General features: G+C 66.5%; 21 protein-coding genes. 12 read left to right on the top strand and 9 right to left on the bottom strand.

Features of this window, described 5'->3' with window-relative positions; genetic code table 11:
- Positions 1–38: 38 nt before the first annotated feature.
- The 11 genes from FCF25_RS11940 to FCF25_RS11890 all read left to right on the top strand — a co-directional run bounded on the left by FCF25_RS11940 (position 39) and on the right by FCF25_RS11890 (position 9,051).
- The gene (locus FCF25_RS11940; RefSeq protein WP_117591857.1) at positions 39–578 is read left to right on the top strand and encodes a DUF4040 domain-containing protein; all 540 of its coding nucleotides are present in this window, start codon (positions 39–41) and stop codon (positions 576–578) included.
- On the top strand, positions 575–1,090 hold the full coding sequence (locus FCF25_RS11935; protein WP_117591858.1) for an MnhB domain-containing protein: 516 nt from the start codon (positions 575–577) through the stop codon (positions 1,088–1,090). Before FCF25_RS11940 ends, FCF25_RS11935 begins: the two co-directional genes overlap by 4 nt.
- Positions 1,087–1,455: a cation:proton antiporter subunit C gene (locus FCF25_RS11930; protein WP_198665639.1), complete on the top strand. Its 369-nt coding sequence runs from the start codon at positions 1,087–1,089 to the stop codon at positions 1,453–1,455. The genes FCF25_RS11935 and FCF25_RS11930 overlap by 4 nt, the downstream gene beginning before the upstream one ends.
- The gene (locus FCF25_RS11925) at positions 1,448–3,019 is read left to right on the top strand and encodes a monovalent cation/H+ antiporter subunit D family protein (RefSeq protein WP_117591860.1); all 1,572 of its coding nucleotides are present in this window, start codon (positions 1,448–1,450) and stop codon (positions 3,017–3,019) included. Before FCF25_RS11930 ends, FCF25_RS11925 begins: the two co-directional genes overlap by 8 nt.
- Complete coding sequence (locus FCF25_RS11920) at positions 3,016–4,902, top strand: cation:proton antiporter (protein WP_137048857.1); 1,887 nt, start codon at positions 3,016–3,018, stop codon at positions 4,900–4,902. Before FCF25_RS11925 ends, FCF25_RS11920 begins: the two co-directional genes overlap by 4 nt.
- Positions 4,902–6,665, top strand: a complete 1,764-nt coding sequence (locus tag FCF25_RS11915; RefSeq protein ID WP_137048856.1) for a Na(+)/H(+) antiporter subunit D — start codon at positions 4,902–4,904, stop codon at positions 6,663–6,665. Before FCF25_RS11920 ends, FCF25_RS11915 begins: the two co-directional genes overlap by 1 nt.
- Before the next feature lie 117 nt (positions 6,666–6,782).
- On the top strand, positions 6,783–7,352 hold the full coding sequence (gene hpt / locus FCF25_RS11910; RefSeq protein ID WP_117591865.1) for a hypoxanthine/guanine phosphoribosyltransferase: 570 nt from the start codon (positions 6,783–6,785) through the stop codon (positions 7,350–7,352).
- 87 nt (positions 7,353–7,439) lie between these two features.
- Complete coding sequence (locus FCF25_RS11905; RefSeq protein ID WP_137048855.1) at positions 7,440–7,922, top strand: hypothetical protein; 483 nt, start codon at positions 7,440–7,442, stop codon at positions 7,920–7,922.
- Positions 7,923–8,038: 116 nt separating this feature from the next.
- The gene (locus tag FCF25_RS11900) at positions 8,039–8,287 is read left to right on the top strand and encodes a hypothetical protein (RefSeq protein WP_137048854.1); all 249 of its coding nucleotides are present in this window, start codon (positions 8,039–8,041) and stop codon (positions 8,285–8,287) included.
- 1 nt (position 8,288) lies between these two features.
- Positions 8,289–8,819, top strand: coding sequence for a hypothetical protein (locus FCF25_RS11895; protein ID WP_137048853.1), 531 nt, complete (start codon positions 8,289–8,291; stop codon positions 8,817–8,819).
- A 16-nt stretch (positions 8,820–8,835) separates the two neighbouring features.
- A complete protein-coding gene (locus FCF25_RS11890; protein WP_137048852.1) occupies positions 8,836–9,051 on the top strand; it encodes a hypothetical protein in 216 nt (71 codons plus the stop codon).
- Positions 9,052–9,114: 63 nt separating this feature from the next.
- Here FCF25_RS11890 and FCF25_RS11885 read toward each other — a convergent pair whose 3' ends face one another.
- From FCF25_RS11885 to FCF25_RS11845, 9 genes are all read right to left on the bottom strand, one after another.
- Positions 9,115–9,369 carry a hypothetical protein gene (locus FCF25_RS11885; protein WP_117591873.1) on the bottom strand — a complete coding sequence of 85 codons (255 nt, stop codon included), beginning with the start codon at positions 9,367–9,369 and terminating at the stop codon, positions 9,115–9,117.
- 121 nt (positions 9,370–9,490) lie between these two features.
- Entirely contained in the window at positions 9,491–9,979 is a 489-nt protein-coding gene (locus FCF25_RS11880; RefSeq protein WP_137048851.1) for a hypothetical protein, read from the bottom strand.
- The gene (locus tag FCF25_RS11875) at positions 9,972–10,391 is read right to left on the bottom strand and encodes a hypothetical protein (protein ID WP_117591876.1); all 420 of its coding nucleotides are present in this window, start codon (positions 10,389–10,391) and stop codon (positions 9,972–9,974) included. The genes FCF25_RS11880 and FCF25_RS11875 overlap by 8 nt, the downstream gene beginning before the upstream one ends.
- A 69-nt stretch (positions 10,392–10,460) precedes the next feature.
- A complete protein-coding gene (locus FCF25_RS11870) occupies positions 10,461–11,819 on the bottom strand; it encodes an ABC transporter ATP-binding protein (protein WP_117591878.1) in 1,359 nt (452 codons plus the stop codon).
- Positions 11,789–12,943 (bottom strand): ABC transporter ATP-binding protein, encoded by a 1,155-nt coding sequence (locus tag FCF25_RS11865; RefSeq protein ID WP_137048850.1) that lies wholly within the window; start codon positions 12,941–12,943, stop codon positions 11,789–11,791. The genes FCF25_RS11870 and FCF25_RS11865 overlap by 31 nt, the downstream gene beginning before the upstream one ends.
- A 4-nt stretch (positions 12,944–12,947) precedes the next feature.
- Complete coding sequence (locus tag FCF25_RS11860) at positions 12,948–13,901, bottom strand: ABC transporter permease (protein WP_117591881.1); 954 nt, start codon at positions 13,899–13,901, stop codon at positions 12,948–12,950.
- Complete coding sequence (locus FCF25_RS11855) at positions 13,902–14,891, bottom strand: ABC transporter permease (protein WP_198665640.1); 990 nt, start codon at positions 14,889–14,891, stop codon at positions 13,902–13,904.
- Between the two features lie 185 nt (positions 14,892–15,076).
- Positions 15,077–17,119 carry an ABC transporter substrate-binding protein gene (locus tag FCF25_RS11850; protein ID WP_117591882.1) on the bottom strand — a complete coding sequence of 681 codons (2,043 nt, stop codon included), beginning with the start codon at positions 17,117–17,119 and terminating at the stop codon, positions 15,077–15,079.
- A gap of 109 nt (positions 17,120–17,228) precedes the next feature.
- Complete coding sequence (locus FCF25_RS11845; RefSeq protein WP_137048849.1) at positions 17,229–17,501, bottom strand: hypothetical protein; 273 nt, start codon at positions 17,499–17,501, stop codon at positions 17,229–17,231.
- 180 nt (positions 17,502–17,681) lie between these two features.
- Here FCF25_RS11845 and FCF25_RS11840 point away from each other — a divergent pair, with 180 nt between their 5' ends.
- On the top strand, positions 17,682–18,377 hold the full coding sequence (locus tag FCF25_RS11840) for a type 1 glutamine amidotransferase domain-containing protein (protein WP_137048848.1): 696 nt from the start codon (positions 17,682–17,684) through the stop codon (positions 18,375–18,377).
- Positions 18,378–18,425: the final 48 nt, after the last annotated feature.

The following is an 18,425-nucleotide window of genomic DNA, read 5'->3' as shown; positions in this document are numbered from 1 at the left end:
ACGAATCCGCGGGACGGCTCTTCTACCGGAGGTGACAGATGACGTTCACGCCCATCGAGGCGGTGACGCTCGTCTTCGTCGTCGGCTGTGCGCTCACGGCCGCGCTGCTGCGAGACGTTCTCGGTGTCATCATCGCGTTCGCCGCCTACAGCCTCGGTGTCGCCATCCTCTGGGTCGTCCTCCAGGCACCCGACGTGGCGCTCACCGAGGCGGCCATCGGGGCCGGCGTGATGACGCTGCTGCTGCTTCTGACCATCGCGAAGACGGTCAACCCCGAGAACGACGCCAGTTTCGAGCGCCCGAGTCTCCGGTCGCTCGTCGTCGTCGTCGCGTTCGCTGGCGTGTTGCTGGCGACGGTGCCGGCGCTGCCCGCCATCGGCGCGGCGGACTCCCCGGTCGTCGGCGGCGAGGTCACCCAGTACTACCTCGACAACGCGTACGAGGAGACCGAAGTCACCAACGCCGTGACCGCCGTGTTGGCCGCCTACCGCGGGTTCGACACCCTCGGCGAGGCGGTGGTGGTGTTCACCGCCGGCGTCGCGGTGCTGCTGGTGCTGCGCCGGGAGGTGTTCGTATGAGCGCCGACGGTTCTGGCGTCGACGACTCCGGCGACGCCGGCGACGGCATCACGCACAACGACGAGCAGGTGCCGTACGTCGAGAGCACCATCATCATGACCACCGTCCGGGTCGTCGCGCCGTTCATCCTGACGCTGGGTCTGTTCGTGATGTTCCACGGCGCGTCCTCGGCCGGCGGCGGTTTCCAGGGCGGCGCCATCGCGGGCACCGTCGTCCTGCTGCTCGCGTTCGCGTTCGGTATCGGTCCGGTCCGCGACTGGCTGAGTCCGGCCGTCATCCTCGGACTCATCGCCGTCGGCGTCGGGACGTTCCTCGCGATCGCACTCGGGTCGGTGTTGCTCGGCGGCGAGTTCCTCCAGTACACCGCCTACCCCGTTCCGCACGCGAGTAAGTACGGTATCGAGCTCGTCGAACTCGGCATCGGTGCGGTCGTCGCAGGCATCATCACCGGCCTGTTCTTCCTCATCGCCGCCGGGTTCGACATCGGCGAACCGTTGGAGGACGAACAATGATCGCAGAGATTCTACTCACACGCTACAACTACGTCGTCGTCGCGCTGCTGCTGCCTATCGGTGCGTACATGATGATCGAGAACCGGAACCTCGTCAAGAAAGTCATCGGTATGAACATCTTCCAGACGGGCATCTTCCTGTTCTTCATCACCTCGGCGTACCGCGAGGGCGCGGACCCGCCTATCGTCGGTAGCGGCGGCGAGGCGGCGACGTACGTCAGCCCGCTGCCGCACGTGCTCATCCTGACGGCCATCGTCGTCGGGGTGAGCCTCACGGCGGTGGCGCTGGCGCTCATCGTCCGCATCTACACCGAGTACGGGACGCTCGACGAGAGGAACCTCCGGGAGGTGCGCGCCGATGAGTGACCTGCTGGCGCTGCTGGTCGCCGTCCCGATTCTGGGCGCGTTGCTCACGCTCGTCGCCGGCTACACGTTCGAACGGCTCGGCTGGGGCGTAGCGCTCGTCACGTCGCTGGTGCACACCGCGATGGCGGGAACGGTCGCCGCACAGGTGTACGCCGGCGGCGAACCGCTCGCGTACGCCGTCGGCGGTTTCCGGCCGCCGTTCGGTATCGAACTCGTCGTCGACGGCCTCAACGCCGCCGTCGTCGTACTGGTCGCGGCCGTCGCCCTCGGCGTGCTCGCCTACGCGCGCCGCGCCGGCCCCCACTCGCCGGCGTTCTACACCGGCTACCTGCTGTTGGTCGCCGGCCTCTCGGGCATGAGCGTCACGGGAGACATGTTCAACCTCTACGTCTTCCTCGAGATTACCGGCCTCGCCGCCTACGCGCTGGTGGCGACCGGCGACGACGGCCGCTCGGCGGTCGGCGCGCTGAAGTACCTCCTCGTCGGAACCGTCGGCGCGTCGCTGTTCCTCGTCGGCATCGGCTACGCGTTCGTCGCCACGGGGACGCTCAACATGGCCGACCTCGCCGAGAAGCTCGCCGGCGTCGGCTACGGGTCGACGCTCGTCCGGGCGTCGTTCGCGTTCGTCGTGACCGGGCTGGCCGTCAAGACGGCGCTGTACCCGCTGCACACCTGGCAACCGGAGGCGTACGCGAGCGCGCCCGACAGCGTCAGCGCGCTCATCTCGGCGCTCGTCTCGACGGTCTCGGCGTACGCGCTCGCGCGCGTCGTCTACAGCGTCTACACCGTCGACTTCCTCGCGTCGGTCGCCTACGCCCGCGAGTTCGTCCTCGTCTTGGCGGGCGTCAGTATCGTCGCCGGGAGCGTCCTCGCGGTGATGCAAAGCGAGTTGAAGCGGATGCTCGCGTACTCGTCGGTGTCGCAGTTCGGCCTCGTCGTCGCCGCCTTCGCCGTCGCCAACGAGGCGGCGGTGACGGGCGGCCTCGTCCACCTCGTCGGCCACGCCGTCATGAAGGGCGGCCTGTTCCTCGCGGTGGGTGCCGTCGCCGCGCGGACGGGCGTTCGATACGTCGAGCAGTTCGACGGGCTCGCCGACCGCGTCCCGCTCCTCAGCGCCGCGCTTGCGACCCTGTCGCTGTCGATGGTCGGGGTTCCGCCCGCCGTCGGCTTCGTCGGCAAGTGGTACATCGCCCTCGGCGCGATTCAGGCCGGGTCGTGGCCCATCGCGGTCGTCATCCTCCTGAGCACGCTGCTGACGCTGGCGTACTTCCTGCGCCTCGTCGAACGGATGTACTTCCGCTCGGCCGCGACGACGGAGCCGTCCGCCGACTCGCCGACCGGAACCGGGGCGGCCGCCGTCGCCGACGGCGGAAACTCCGGCGACGTGACCGACGACGAGCGTCCGGTGCTCGGCCGCGGTGACGACGCCGACTTCGGCCGCCCGTCCGTCGGGATGGTCGCCGTCGTCGTCGTCGCGGCGGTGCTCGCCGTCGGACTCGGCCCGCTCGTCTCGACCTTCGAACCGCTGCTCGAACCGACGCTCGACCTCCTACTCCAGCCATGACAGAGATTTCATCACTTAGACCGCTCGCGGCGGTCGCCGTTCCGGCGGTCGCCGTCGCCTTCATCTACGCGTCGAACCGCCGGCCGAACGTCCGCGAGGCGTGGACGCTGCTCGCCGCCGCGTCGACGTTCCTCGTCGTGGCGAGTATGGTGCCCGGCGTGCTCGCGGGCGACACGTACTACACCGACCTCGGGGCGTTCGTCCCGCTCGGCGAGGACGCCGTCGCGTTCACCCTGCAAGCCGACGCGCTCGGGATGCTGTTCGGCCTGCTGGCGAGTCTGCTGTGGCTCGTCACGAGCTTCTACAGCATCGGCTACATGCGCGGCCTGCACGAGCACGCCCAGACTCGCTACTTCGCGGCGTTCGCCGCCAGCGTGGCCAGCGCCGTCGGCGTCGCGTTCGCGGCGAACCTGCTCGTCCTGTTCGTCTTCTACGAACTGCTGACGGTGGCGACGTACCCGCTCGTCGGCCACGACGAGACGGCGGAGTCGCGCGCCGCCGGCCGGAAGTATCTCGCCTACACCTTCGGCGGCGGCGTCGCGGTGCTCGCGGGCACCGTCCTCGTTTACGTGCTCGCCGGGTCGGTGGCGTTCACCCCCGGCGGCATCGAGGGTCTCGCCACCGCGGACCCGACGCTCGGTCGCGCGGCGTTCGCACTGCTGACGCTCGGCTTCGGCGTCAAGGCGGCGCTGATGCCCGTCCACTCGTGGCTGCCCGACGCGATGGTCGCACCGACGCCCGTCTCGGGACTGCTCCACGCGGTGGCGGTCGTCAAATCCGGCGTGTTCGGCATCGCCCGCGTCGTCCTCGAAGTGTTCGGTCCCGAGACGGTCGGAAACCTCGGCGTCGGCGTCCCGCTGGCGGCCGTCGCCGCCTTCACGCTGCTGATGGCGAGCGTCATCGCGCTCCGACAGGACAACCTCAAGCGCCGCCTCGCGTACTCGACGGTGAGCCAGCTCTCGTACATCGTCCTCGGTCTCGGCATCGGGGCCTCGATGGGCGGCGAGGCCGCGAGATACGCGCTCGTCGGCGGGCTGTTGCACATCCCCGCGCACGCGTTCATGAAGCTCACCCTGTTCTTCTGTGCGGGTATCATCCACGTCGAGACCCACACCGACGACATCAGCGACATGGCCGGCATCGGCAAGCGGATGCCGCTGACGATGGCCGCCTTCGGCGTCGCCGCCGCCGGGATGGCCGGCATCCCGCTCGTCGCCGGCTTCGTCAGCAAGTTCTACCTCCTCGTCGGCACCGCCTCCGGCGGCGAGGTCGCCTTCACCGTCGCGCTCCTGCTCTCGGGGGTCCTGAACATCGCGTACTTCTGGCCGGTCGTCTACCAGGCGTTCTTCGAGGACGAGATGCCCGGCGGCCACGACCGGAAGCCGCTCGTCGAACACCGCTTCGGCGGCCGAGCGGACGTCGCCGCCGACGGGGGACGGGAGGCGGACGAGAACCCCGACGGCGAGGGTTCGGCGCTGACCGGCGGGAACGCCGGTGCCGGTCCGCGGGCGAACGAGGTACAGAAACCCGCCGACCCCGACGCCGACTACGCCGTCGACCGCCACCCGTCGGACCACACGAAGGCGACGAGACAGGGCGGCGAACTCGGCGACGGTGCCGCGGAGATGGCCGACCACGAACCGGCCCACGCCGACCACGACCACCACCACGAGGGCGGCCCGCCGACCGGCGGCTGGGAGCGCCGTAGCTGGCTCGGTGCCGAAAGCACGTGGTTCATGCTCGGCCCGATTCTGACCGCCGCAGTCGGCTCTCTCGTCATCGGAATCGTACCGGGTCGAGCGGTGTTCCTCGAAATCGTCAACGAGGTCGTCACGGCGGCGACGGCTGCCACCGCCGCCGCGACGATGGGGGTGGTGTTCTGATGGCGGTCGACGCGCTGACGACGGTTCCGCCGTTCGTCTACGTGCTCGTCGCCGCGCTGCTGCTTCCGGTCGTCCCCCGGCGCGTCGGCCACGCGCTCGGCGTCGTCGCGACGGCCGTCGTCGTCCCCATCGCGTACCTCGCACCGCCGGGTGTACACTGGGAGACGTTCCTGTTCGGCTTCGAGGTCGCGCTGTTCAACGTCGACGACTTCTCGCGGCTGATGGGCATCATCTTCGGCTTCATCGGCGCGATTGCGGTGCTCTACTCGTACGCGAGCGACGCGTCGAACAAGCAGACCGCCTACGCGCTGTCGTACGCCGGCACCAGTATCGGGGCCGTCTTCGCCGGCGACTGGCTGACGCTCGTGTTCTTCTGGGAGCTGATGGCCGTGACGAGTACGCTCCTCGTCTGGGACTACGGCGGCAAGGCCGTCCGCGCGGGCTTCCGCTACGCCGTGTTGCACGGTATCGGCGGCAGCCTCGTGCTCGCGGCGATAATCTGGCACTACGCCGAAGTCGGGTCGTTCCTGTTCAGCGCCGCCGACGGCATCGTCGGCGGGGGTCCGGCGGTGCTCGCGCTCGCCGCCGTCGGCATCGGCGTCAACGTCGGCTTCGTCGGCCTGCACGCGTGGCTGCCCGACACCTACCCGCGGCCGCACGTCGCCGCCAGCGTCTTCCTCTGCGTCTACACGACGAAGACCGGCGTCTACGCGATGTACCGCGCGTTCCCGGAGGGCCACCTCTGGATCGCGTACATGGGCGCGGCGATGGCCGTCTTCGGCGCGACGATGGCCGTGCTCCAGAAGGACATGCGACGGCTCCTCTCCTACCACATCCAGTCGCAGGTCGGCTACATGATCGCCGGCGTCGGCATCGGGACGACGGTGGCGACGGCGGGCGCGTTCGGCCACGTGTTCAACCACATCCTCTACAAGAGCCTGCTGTTCATGACCGTCGGCGTCATCATCTACCGGACCGGCGAGGAGAGCCTGAAGTACGTCGGCGGCCTCTGGCGGAGGATGCCCGTCACCTTCGTCGCGTTCGTCGTCGCGGCGCTCTCCATCGGCGGCTTCCCCGGCTTCAACGGCTTCGTCAGCAAGGGGATGGTGCTCGCGGAGGCGCACTACGAGCACCTCGACGTCATCTGGTATCTGCTCTTGGCCGGCGGCGTCGGGACGTTCCTCTCGTTCATCAAGTTGGGCTGGTACGCCTTCTACGAGGGGAGCTACGACGGCCCGGTCCGCGACGCGAACCGACTCCAGATGGTCGGGATGGTGTCCGTGGCGATTCTCTGCGTCGTCTACGGCCTGTTCCCGAACGCGCTGTTCGCCATCCTCCCCGGCAACGAGGGCGGCTTCGACTACACGACGTACACGGTCGGCCACGTCCAGGAAGGGCTCATCCTGTTCGCCCTCGGCGTCGTCGCCTTCGCCATCCTCAAGAAGCCGCTGGACCGACTCGGGCGCGTCCCCGACGTCGACGCGCTCTACAACCCGCTCGCCTTCTACGGCACGCGCGGGCTGGTTCGCGGCGTCACCGAGACGTACGCGGCCGTCGACCGCGCGGCCGTCGCCACCGCCTCGGGCGTCACGTGGACGGTCGGCAACCCCGACGAGGCGCTCAGACGCGCCACGGGGCGGACCGACACCGACGACGAAGGGAACGCGACGTGGCCGGTGTCGCTGCGGGCGGGTATGGGGACGAGCATCCTCCTCCTGACCGCCGTCGTGACGGTCGGTATCGGACTGCTCGTCGCTATCTGAGCGAGCGGCGCTGAAACGTCTCTTTTCGACGGCTCGAGCCGAATCCGACCCGTGCCACCGAACCACGAACGACCGCCGAACCACCAGTATTTATCCCGGTCCACAGAAACTGTCGGCATGGACCAGTTGCGGCAGTCGCTGTGCGACGCGCCCATCATCGAGAAAGGCGAGTACGAGTACTTCGTCCACCCCATCAGCGACGGCGTGCCGATGCTCGAACCGAGTCTTCTCCGCGAGATCGTCATCAAGATCATCCGCAAGGCGGAACTGGAGAACGTCGACAAGATCGTGACGCCCGCGGCGATGGGCATCCACATCTCGACGGCCGTCTCGCTGATGACCGACATCCCGCTCGTCGTCATCCGTAAGCGCCAGTACGGCCTCGACGGCGAGGTGCCGCTGTTTCAGGAGACGGGTTACTCTGAGAGCGAGATGTACATCAACGACGTGGAGGAAGGCGACCGGGTGCTCGTCCTCGACGACGTGCTCTCGACCGGCGGCACGATGAAGGCGATTCTCGACGCGCTCACGAACGACGTCCGCGCGAACGTCGTGGACGTCGTCGCCGTCATCAAGAAGGCCGGTCCGAACGAACTCGACGACACCGGCTACGACGTGAAGACGCTCATCAACGTCACCGTCGAGGACGGCGAAGTCGTCATCGTCGACGAACACGGCGACGGATAGGAACCGGCCGCCGAGACGCGGCGTCCGACCGCGGCGACGCGAGCGGTCGAAGACTGCTTTTTTATCCGGTCGGTTGCGAGTGGCGGTATGGCGCACGCGAACCCGCGGAATCTCATCAGTACGGTCCTCCTCGTCACCGGGGCGCTCGTCTTCGGCGAGGCGCTCCACCAGTCGGTCGTCGCCGGCGAAGCGTCGCTGTTCTCACAGCCGATTCTGCTCGCGTTGGCGCTCGGGACGGTTCTCATCGCGCTCGGCTACTGGGTTCGCGTTCCACTGGACGAGTTGACTCGGGAGACGTCGTCGTCGCGGTCGGAGTCCGCAGGAGACGACACGCTCGGTGACGCGCCCGCCGATTCCGAGTACGACCCGCGACTCAGCCCGCTCGGAAACACGCCCTCGGACGCCCACGACCGGGGGGCCGCCGACGGACGTGGAATCGACGACGCCGACGAACTCCGACGGGAGACGGAAACGCGGTCGGAGAACGGCACGCGGTCGGAGAACGACACGCCGTCGGAGAACGGCACGGACTCCGCCCGCCGCACGAACACTGACCGAAACACCGAGTAGGCGAGAAAGTAGCGCGGAGTCGCTTCGAGCGTCCGCGGAACGCTCGCCTCCGGCCGTCCGTGTGAACCCATAGCGCGGGATATATATGACATCACTACGATGAACGGATGATTACCATGTCGCTCAAACATCGGGTCCCGCCGAGGCTCCAGCAGCCAGTCGGCTTCGCCTCCCTGGGTCTGACGCTCGTGGGCGCGGTTATCGGGTACGTCCTCACGATACTCGGAATCACCCTCTACTTCGGCCTCAACGGCCTCGGTGACGCCATCACCACCGTCGACTCGTTCATCGTCATCGCAACCGGCCTCGTCTGTCTCGCCGCCGGATACGCCGGCTGGCGCGGCTTCATGACGTTCGCCTACTGAGATGCCGGTCGACATCCGCGATCACCCGGCCGCGCCGGATCTCGACGCGCTCGGTGACCTGACGCTCGAACCGGTGCCCGCCGAGGAGATCCGTCGCCGCCTCGACGACGGCGACGAACTGCTGGAGGACGAACTCCGCGAACGCGACGACGTCGACGCGTACGTCGAGTTGAACCGCCGGTCGCAGGGCGGCGAGTACGGCGACATCGGCACCGCGCTCTACCGCCTCGTCCAACTGTTCGGCACGCCGCAGTTGCCCGGTTACGAGGCGGGAGGCGACCTCCGCGAGCGAACCGACGAGACGTTCAACTACCTCTTTCGCGTCGGCACCGACGCCGGGGAGCTCCCCGACGAGTGGCTCGTCACCGTCCACGACTGGCACGTCGACCTGGGCGTCTCTCTCGCCGGCTGGGAGTCCGACGGCGTCGACCCCGCCGAGATGGAGACGGCGGTCGGACTCGTCTCGCTCGCGCTCGTGACGAACGTCGTCACCGAACCCGTTCAGTGCGAGTACAAAGACATCTGGTACTGAGGCCGAACGAATGCGCGTGAGCCTTGAGAAACTGGAGGAGCGCGCGTACCGGTGGTACAGAAACGGTGTCAACCGAATCCTCCTCATCTTCGGCGTCGCCATCGCGCTCGCGGTCGTCAGTCTCGCGAGTTTCTTTCTCACCGACGACGGCGTCTCCCGCTTCGAGATTTCGCTCGCACTCGTCTCGACGGGACTGATAATCTACGGCAGCATCGAGAGCGGCCTCGCGTGAGCGCAGCGTCCGTTATTCGCACCGCTCACCTGTCGAACTCGTTCGGCCCGACCCGTCCGCCGCTCACCGCTTGAAATGCATCGCCGCGAACGCGACGGTGATGGCGAAGACGAGCAGACCGCCGAAGACGGGGACGATAGCGCCCTCGCCGTAGTAGCCCGCGTAGAACCCGCCGTACGCGAGCGCGACGAACGTCGGAACCGACAGCAGAAAGAACAGCGAGGAGAGGTAGCTCGCCAGCGTGGGGTCCTCGTTGTGGCCGGCGTACGTCCCGCGCTCGCGCGTCGAGCGCTCGCGCGTCGGAATGTCCTTCGACATAGCCGTCCGTTCCGGCCGTGTACTGATAGGCTCGTCGCTCTGTCCGACCACTAGACTGCCGACCGCCCGACCGCCCAGCCGCTCGACCGCCCAGCCGCCCGACCGCCGGGCCGTCCGACCGCTACGGCCGGAACGTACCGTCGACGACGACGGCGCTCAGATAGCCGACGAACAGCTGTGGAACCAGACTGGCGAACACGAGTCGGGCGACCTCCTCGCGGAGAATCGACTGAATCAGCAGGTCGCGCGCGAGGGGGTCGTACGACAGCAGCCACAGGGGTGCGAGCGCCGCGACGACGTACAGCGCCGTCGAGAAGACGAACGCGACGAGAAACGCCCTGACGCTCTCGCCGAGATCCCGACTGAGGACGTGGACGTACGCACCGCCGAGCAGGCCGGCGACGAACGGAACCCACGCCGGAACCGCCGCGACCATCTGCGCGCGGTTGAACCCGTACGCCGCCAGCGCGACGAGGAGACCGGCAGCGACGCCGACACCGACGAACCGCAGTTGTTCGGCGGAGGCGGAGAGGCCCGCGCCGAGTCGAGCGGGGGCGTCACCGCCTCGCGCGTTCGACTCCGAAACGGCGCCGGAGTTGCCGTTACCCATCGTTCGTCACCCCGAGGGTGACGCGTACGTTCTCGATGTAGCCGACGAGTTCGCCGCCCACGCGGATGCGGTCCTCCTCGATGGCCGTTCGCGCCGCCTCGGCCTTACCGTCGACGAGTTCGACGGCGACGGTGAACGTCGTCGCCTCTCGCGGCGCGAGAACGGTGTCTGAGAGCGACTGCGTGCCGTACTGGGTGAGCTCTTCGCCGTCGCTGCGCCCGACGACCTGCGCGCTCGACAGCGTCAGCGACTTGCTGGTCGGGTTCTCCGCGCGAACAGTAACTTCGAGCAGTTCGCCGTCGTCGTCGACGCCGATTCCCGTCACCGAGGCCTCGATGGTGTCGCTTCGCGCGACGGCGAGCTGCGTCTGAAACGTCGCACCGAACAGTACCGCGGTCAGCGCGAGTACCACCACGAACGAGACGACCGCCGGCGAACGCAGGCGTGGGCGGAGGCGTGAACGGAGGGCAGGCGCCACGGATTACTCCGCGTGCGGGGTCGCGGGGGTCCGTTCGGCGTCGTCGCCCTCGTAGAGGTGACAGGCGACCCGCCGTCGGTCGAGCGGCCGGGGTCTCGGCACCTCGTTCGCACAGACCGTCGTGAGCGCGTCCAACTCCGCGACGGCACCGTCTCTGTCGCCGTCGAGGTAGCTACGCGTCGCCGACCGCAGCGACGACTCGGTCTCCGGCGGGAGGTCGAGTTCGTCGACGTCGACGCCGACACCCGCCCCGCGTAGCTCGGAGCTGTGACGGTACTCCTCCGGCACGTCGAGCGCGAGTCCCGCGCTGAGCATCCGTTCGGCGGCGTCGTCGCCGTCGAACTCCTTGCGCTCGAACGCCGCCTCCCGGAGGCGTATCTTGTACTGGTACGCGCGGCGGAAGGCGTCCTGACTCCCCTGCCAGTCGTCCGGCGGGATGATGTGAGCGCACCGCGGATGGTACCGGCACCCGGCCGGCGGGTCGCGCGGACTCGGCACCTCGCCCGTCGCGTTGGCGCGTCGGCGCTCCTCGGCGATCTCCACGTCGGGGACGGCGTCGAACAGCGCCTCCGTGTACGGGTGTTTCGGGTCCTCGATGAGGTCGTCGGTCGGCCCCTGTTCGATGACGTTGCCGAGGTACATGATGGCCGTCCGGTCGCACATGTAGCGGATGAGCGAGAGGTCGTGGCTGATGAAGACGTACGTCAGGTCGTACTTGTCCTGCAGCTCCTTCATCAGGTTCAACACGCCGGCGCGGATGGAGACGTCGAGCATCGACACCGGCTCGTCGGCGACGACGAAGTCGGGGTCGACGACGAGCGCGCGAGCGATGGCGACGCGCTGGCGCTCGCCGCCCGAAAGTTCGTCCGGGAAGGCGTCGAGGTACACTTCGGCGGGGCCGAGACCCACGTCGTTGAGCACCGTCTTGACGCGTTCGCGTCGCTCGTCGTAGGAGTCGGTCATCCCGTTTATCTGCAGCGGCTCCGCGATGGCGTCGAACACCGTCATCCGGGGGTTGAGACTCTCGAAGGGGTCCTGGAAGATCATCTGGACGCGCTGGCGGAACTCGCGTTCCTCCTCGCGGCTCAGATTCGAGATGTCCTTGCCGTCAAAGCGAATCTCGCCGTCGGTCGGTTCGTACAGTTTGACGAGTAGCTTCCCGAGCGTCGTCTTCCCACAGCCCGATTCGCCGGCGATACCGACGATGTCGCCTCTCTCGATGGAGAGGTCGACGCCCTCGACGGCGCGGACCGGTTGCGCTTCGCGCCCGAGGACGGTGTCCACGATGCCCCGGGTCATGTCGAACCACTTGTGGACGTTCTCGATTTCGACTAGTGACTCTGCGTTGCGGTTTCCTTCCATGTTTCCTCCTTCATCGCCTTCGTTCGTATCTCGTCCAGTTCGTCGCTGCGGTAACACGCCGAGCCGTGACGCCGGTCGTCCATCGCCTCCTGCAGTCGCCCGCTCTCCTCGACGGCGGCGATGTCGTACATCGGCGGGTGGCTCCGCTCGCAGTCCTCGACGGCGAACGGACAGCGTTTGCGGAACCGGCAGCCGGGTTCGGGGTCGCGCAGGTGCGGCGGTGACCCCGGGATGGAGACGAGCTGCTGTTGTTTCTGCGTGATGGTCGGGAACGAGTTCTTCAGTCCGAGCGTGTAGGGGTTCGCCGTCTCTCGGAAGATATCGTCGCGCGTGCCGCGCTCCATGATCTTGCCGCCGTACATGACGGCCATCCGGTCGCAGATCTCGGCCATGACGCTGATGTCGTGGCTGATGACGAGGATGGAGACGCCGAACTCCTCCTGAATCTTCTCCAGTTCCTCCAGGATGCGGTCCTGGATGATGACGTCGAGCGCCGTCGTCGGTTCGTCGGCGATGAGCAACGAGGGGTTACAGGCCATCGCCATCGCGATGACGGCGCGCTGCTTCATCCCGCCGGAGAACTCGTGTGCGTAGTCGTCGGCGCGTTCGGGGTCGATGCCGACGCGTTCGAGCAGGTCGCGGGCGCGGTCGTCGGCTTCGGCCTTCGTCGTCCGCGGTTCGTGTCGGAGGATGGCCTCGACGATCTGGTCGCCCACCTTGTAGACGGGGTTGAGCGCGTTCATCGCGCTCTGGGGGATGAGCGCCACCTCGCGCCAACGGATGTCCCGAATCTGGGAGTCCGTCAGCTGCGCGAGGTCGGTCATCCCGTCGGCGCGGACCGGGTAGCGGTCGTCGTCGATTATCTCCGGTCGCGGGTTGCCGTCGCCGTCTTCCCACTGCGGGAGCGTTCCGTCGAACCACATCTCGCCGCTTTCGATGTAGCCGTTCGAGTCCAGGAGGTGGAGGATGCTCTTCGCGAGCGTCGTCTTGCCACAGCCGGACTCGCCGACGAGGCCGTACGTCTCGCCCGAGTCGACGGTGAAGCTCGCGCCGTCGACGGCGTGAACGTCCGCGTTTTCGACTGCGTATCGTATCGAGAGGTCGTTTACTTCCAGTAGCGTCATATGATTATCTCTGAGGGTTGGTCACGTCCTCCATCGAGAACCCGATGAAGTAGAACGCCGCCGCGATGAGCATGATCGCCAGTCCGGGCGGGAGCAGCCACCACCACGCGGTGAAGATGTAGCCTTCCGACTGGATGCTCTCCAGCATGATGCCCCACGACAGCGTCGCGAAGTCGGCCAGGCCGAGGTACGCCAGCGCCGCCTGCGTCAGGATGGCGGCGGCGGCGTCCTGTGCGAGGTAGACGAACGACAGCGGCAGCACGTGCGGCATGATGTGTCGGAAGACGATGCGGAGGTCGCTCGCGCCGGCGACTCTCGCCGACTCGACGTACGCCCGGGTCCGAAGCGAGAGCGTCTCGCCGCGGATGACGATGCAGTTGTTGAGCCACGAGGTGACGGCGATACCGATGATGATGTTGGTCGTCGTCTGCCCGCGAATCGCCACGAGGACGATGAGCAGCGGCAGGAACGGCAGGCCGTACATCACGTCGACGAAGCGCTGGATGGTCTCGTCTATCCAGGTGTCGCCGTAGAAGCCGCTGATGAGCCCGAGCGGCACGCCGACGAGACTCGACAGGAGGCCCGCGGCGAGGCCGATGTACATCGCCGTCGACGCCGAGTACACCATCATCGTCGCGATGCCGCGGCCGTAGGAGTCGGTTCCCAGCGGCGCGAAGAAGGGGTCACCGAACGCGGGCGGGTGCGGCAGCGTCCGCACCTGCTCGCCGGTCAGCCGGGCGTTCTCGTAGCCGATGTAGGCGATCCACTCGGGCGTGTGCGGCGCGAACCAGCTCGGAACGACGGCCCACAGCGAGAATATCGTCAGGATGACGAGGCCGACGACGCCCATCCGGTGTTCGGTGAAGCGGTCCCACCCGCGGCGGGCGCGTTCGATACGCGGCTCCCACGCTCGCTTGTACGATTCGAGTCCGGTCGTTGATTCTCCTTCGGTAGCCATCTAGTTCTCCTCCCCGAACTTGATGCGCGGGTCGAGGTACGTGTACGCGATGTCGGTGACGAGTCGCATCACGACGACGAGCACGGCGAGCATGAAGAACGCCGCCTGCGTCACCGGGTAGTCGTTGTTCAGCACCGCCTCGACGAGGATCTGTCCCATCCCCGGCCAGGTGAAGACGGCCTCGGTGATGACCGCGCCGTCGATGAGGAACGCCAGTCCGACGATCGCGCCGGTCGCGACCGGGATGAGCGCGTTCCGCGCCGCGTGTTTGATCATCACCGTGCGTTCGTCGAGTCCCTTCGCACGCGCCAGGAAGACGTAGCCCTCGTCGACGACGTTGTTCATCGACGGGCGCATGATGAGCATCGCGCCGACCCAGCCGATACACGAGAGGCTGACGAGCGGCAGCGTGATGTGGACGAGCACGTCGGCCATCACGGTGAACGCGTTCCACTCGAACTCGGGGAACTGCGTCATCATGTAGGCGCTCGGGAGCCAGCCCATCTCGTAGTCGAAGAACCAGATGAACAGCCACGCGAGCCAGAACGCGGGCATCGAGTACACCATCAGCGACGTCCCGAAGATGGTCTTGTCCTTCTGGGTGCCGCGCCACCAGCCGAGATACATCCCGACCAGCGGCCCGACGATGTAGGCGACGATGTACGCCGCGCCGAAGAGGATGAGCGTCCGCGGCATCCGGCGGAGGATGAGGTCCCAGACGGGGACGTTCCACGTCGGCGAGCGGCCGAAGTTACCGGTCTGGTAGTTTATCATGAAGTTGAGGTACTGTTTCCACAGCGGTTCGTTGAGCCCCCAGACCTCTCGGATGCGCTCGACCTGCGCTCTGGTCATCTCCGGGGAGATCATGCTGTCGATGAACGTCCCGGGTGCGCTCCGGATGAGCACGAACAGCAGGGTCATGATGAGCAGGAGGGTCAGATAGGAGACCACGAGCCGTTTTGCGAGATACTTTCCACTGATTCTGGTCATGGTTTCGAGGTCACGGTTTTCTTAGCACGCGTACTGTTTGCGTTTCTGTGGCATGATTGGGAAGCGTCGTTATGAATGTGTTGGATTACTACGTTTTCTCGGAAAGAAAAGGTTCGAGCGGGCTCTACTCCGGCCGATAACGGGAAAGAAAGAAACGACGAACGGCGGCGACAGTCGCCGTCGGCTCAGTTGTCCTTCTGGTGGACCTGCATGATGTTCGTCCCGAGGTAACTGTCGCCCGGGCCCGGGATGTTACCGACGAAGCCGTCCCACTCGCCGGAGTTGACCGGCCACTGAACCTGCGAGTACGAGGTGATCATCGTCGGGAAGTCGAGGTAGATCTGCTCGACGGCCTGCTTTGCCAGGTCGTTGCGCTTCTCGGTGTCCATCTCGGTGCGGCACTGCGAGATGAGGTCGTCGGCCGTCGCGTCCTCGAACAGGCCGTAGCCCATCGGGTTGTTGAGCAGCGTGTCCGTGTTGGTCTCGCCGTCTTCGTTCTCCTCGCTGTGGTCGTCGGCGTTGTCGCTGTGGAAGAGGCCGTACAGCGAACTCGCGCCGAACGGCGAGAGACTGCTCCACGACATCGGGAAGATATCGAAGTCCTCCTCGGCGTAGACGGCGTTCAGCATCGTGTTGAACGTCATCACTTTCCGCTCGATGGGGATACCGATAGAGCGGAGGTTCGAGACGTAGCGTTCGACCATCTGGGCGGTCTTCGGCGAGTCCTTCGCCGGGTAGATGAGCATCTGCAGCGGACCGTCGTTCATGCTGGTGATGGTCTCGCCGTTGACGCGAATCTCCTGTTCGGCGTCGGCGTCCTGCAGGACGCTGGATTCGACCTCGCCGAAGCTGTAGTCGTGTTTCGCCTCGCTCTGGCCGGCGCTCACGTCGGTGAGGCTGCCCGGGTAGTCGAGGCCGACGTAGGTGCCGCCCTCGCCGGTGACAACCTGTCCGTCGGTGAGGAACTGGCGGATGCCCTCGACGTCGACCTCGGAACTGGTCGGGTCGACGCCGCGGAAGGTGAACGCCTGCGAAGCCGCGCCGGTCAGGAGCTCGCCGTCGCCGCCCGCGTCCGGACGCACCGCGGAGTAACCCGGCGGCATGACGAAGTCGCCCTCCTGAACGTAGCCGCGCTGGAGCTGCTGGGTCCAGTAGATGTCGTCGAAGGCGAAGCCGAGCACCTGACGGAACGCGAGGTCGTCGAGCGGCGTCCGGCGGAGGTTGAACGAGTAGTGGCCGTACCCGGTGTCGTATCCCTGAACGATGCTCTGGCCGTCGGTCTCCTCGACCTGCTCGACCTTCGAGGTCTCGATGCTGCTGTAGACGGTGTCGATTTCGCCGTTGAGGAACGCCTGCGTGAGCGCCGACTGGCTGCCGTAGATCTTGAATCGAACCGAGTCGATGAACGGACCGCCCGCCAACAGGTTGTCGTGGTCCTGGAGCCACTGGAGGTTCTGCAGGGGAGCCTCGTCGCGGAACGTGACTTCGATGGCGGTGTCGGGGCTGTACGTCGTGATTTCGCCCGGACCCGCGCCGATGGGGCCGCCGTTCTCCTGCGGCTGGTAGGCCTGGTAGTCGTCGACCTCTTCCCAGACGTGTTTCGGCAGCAGCGGAACCTGCAGCTGCGTCGAGTCGTAGGTGCCGATGGGCTGGGCGAGCTTCATGTGGACGTCCCAGTCGTTGTCGGCCTCCTCGACCGCCTGGATGGGCTCGACCGTCGAGACGTAGCGCCCCGGCTTCTTCTCCATCAGGTAGTTGTACGTGAAAATGACGTCCTCGACGGTCAGGTCCTCGCCGTCGCTGAAGGTGAGGCCGTCGCGGACGTTGAAGTACACGTCGGGTTCGGCGTCGTCGCCGCTGGCGTTCTCGACGGTCCACTCCGTGTACGCGCTCGGGTTGACGTTGAAGTTGACCGGGTCGATAGTCGTCCCCCAGCAGTAGACGAAGTCGAGGATGCTCCAGGAGTACGCCGAGGAGGTCGAGAGCGGGTTGATTCCTTTCGGCTGCTGGTCCATCCCGACCGTGAACGTTCCACCGCGAGTAATCTCGTCGGGGTTCGTCGTGTTCTTTTCGGGGGTGTCGTCGGTCTCGGAGGAGTTCCCGTCAGTACCCTGGTCGTCTCCGCCGTTGCCACCGTCACTGCAACCGGCGAGAGTGAGGGCCACAGCGCCCGCACCGGAGGCTTTGAGGAACCGCCGACGGCTACCGTTCATCGAATCGTCAGACATGCAGCACCACGTTGACGTATCCCATACTTATATTTGATGGTATTCTCACCAGAGTTCAGTGTGTAGTTAGCTCACATGTAACGAGTGTTCGGGGTCGAAAAACCCGAATTCAGCGGTCTCGGAGCGTCGAGCGACCTTCGATGAAAAAGTACATACTCATTACTACCGCCGACCCCGACATCGCCAGGTAGATATCTCCGGGTACCTGCGTGGGACCGGTCCGCGACAGCGCCATCCCCATGAGGCCCCAGAACGCCGCCAGCGCGAACCCACCGCCGAGCAGGAAGAACGCTTCGACCTCCCGTCCGCGTCGGTAGGAGACCATCCCGGTGAGAAACGCCACGCTGACGAGAATCGCCAGCACGCCACGAGTATCGAGCATACCGAGTCGGTACGACCTCACCTACATAAGACCTCCGTGCTCGCGCGTGTACTCCGGCAGTTCCCCGGACTGACCGCGTCCGGCCGCTCGACGCACCGTCTCGGACCGTTCGGTTTCGGTAGCCGACGATTCCTCTCTCGCCCCATCGCTTTTGCGGCTCAGGAACGTACCCTTCGAACGATGGTATCCGCACTGTTTATCGTCAGCGAGGAGGGGTACTGGGCCGAAGAGTGCATCGAGCCGCTAACCACGCTCTCGGACGCGGGCGTCGACGTCACCGTCGCCACCCCGAGCGGGTCGCCGCCGGTGGTCGACGAGCGCTCGCTCGACCCCGAGACGGTCGGCGAGGAGGAGTCCGAACGGCTCCGAGAGGTTCACGAGTCCGACGACAGACTCAACGACCCCGAACCGATCGCGACGGTGTCGGCGTCCGACTACGACGCCGTCGTCTTCCCCGGCGGGCACGGTACCGTCTGGGACATCAACCAGGACAGACACGCGAGAACGATTCTCCGCGACGCCGTCGACGGCGACGAGGGGAAGGCGCTCGTCGTCTGTCACGCCGTCGGTCTCCTCGGCTTCACGCACACCGAGGAGGGGAAGTACGTCGTCAACGAGCGCGACGTGACCGGCTTCCCCAACGAGTGGGAAGAAGACATCGTCGACGAGAACGACGTGATGCCCGACGGCCGGAAACTGCCGTACTGGGTCGAAGACGAGGTCAAGGGCGCCGGTGCGAACTGGGACGCCGAACTCGACGCCGACACCAGCGTCACCGTCGACGGCGACCTCGTTACCGCCCGGGGACCGGAGTCCTCGCACGCGGCGGCGACGACGCTGCTCGACGAGTTGGGTGTGGAAGCCGAGAGCGCGTAGTCCACATCAGTAACAGGTACTATTTTCACTGTTTGTCGGGTTTCACTT

It is taken from the genome of Haloprofundus sp. MHR1 (assembly GCF_005155585.1).
GTDB classification, from domain to species: Archaea; Halobacteriota; Halobacteria; order Halobacteriales; family Haloferacaceae; genus Haloprofundus; species Haloprofundus halophilus.
Note: the sequence above shows the minus strand (reverse complement) of the source record. Positions and strands in the feature narration are given on the sequence as shown.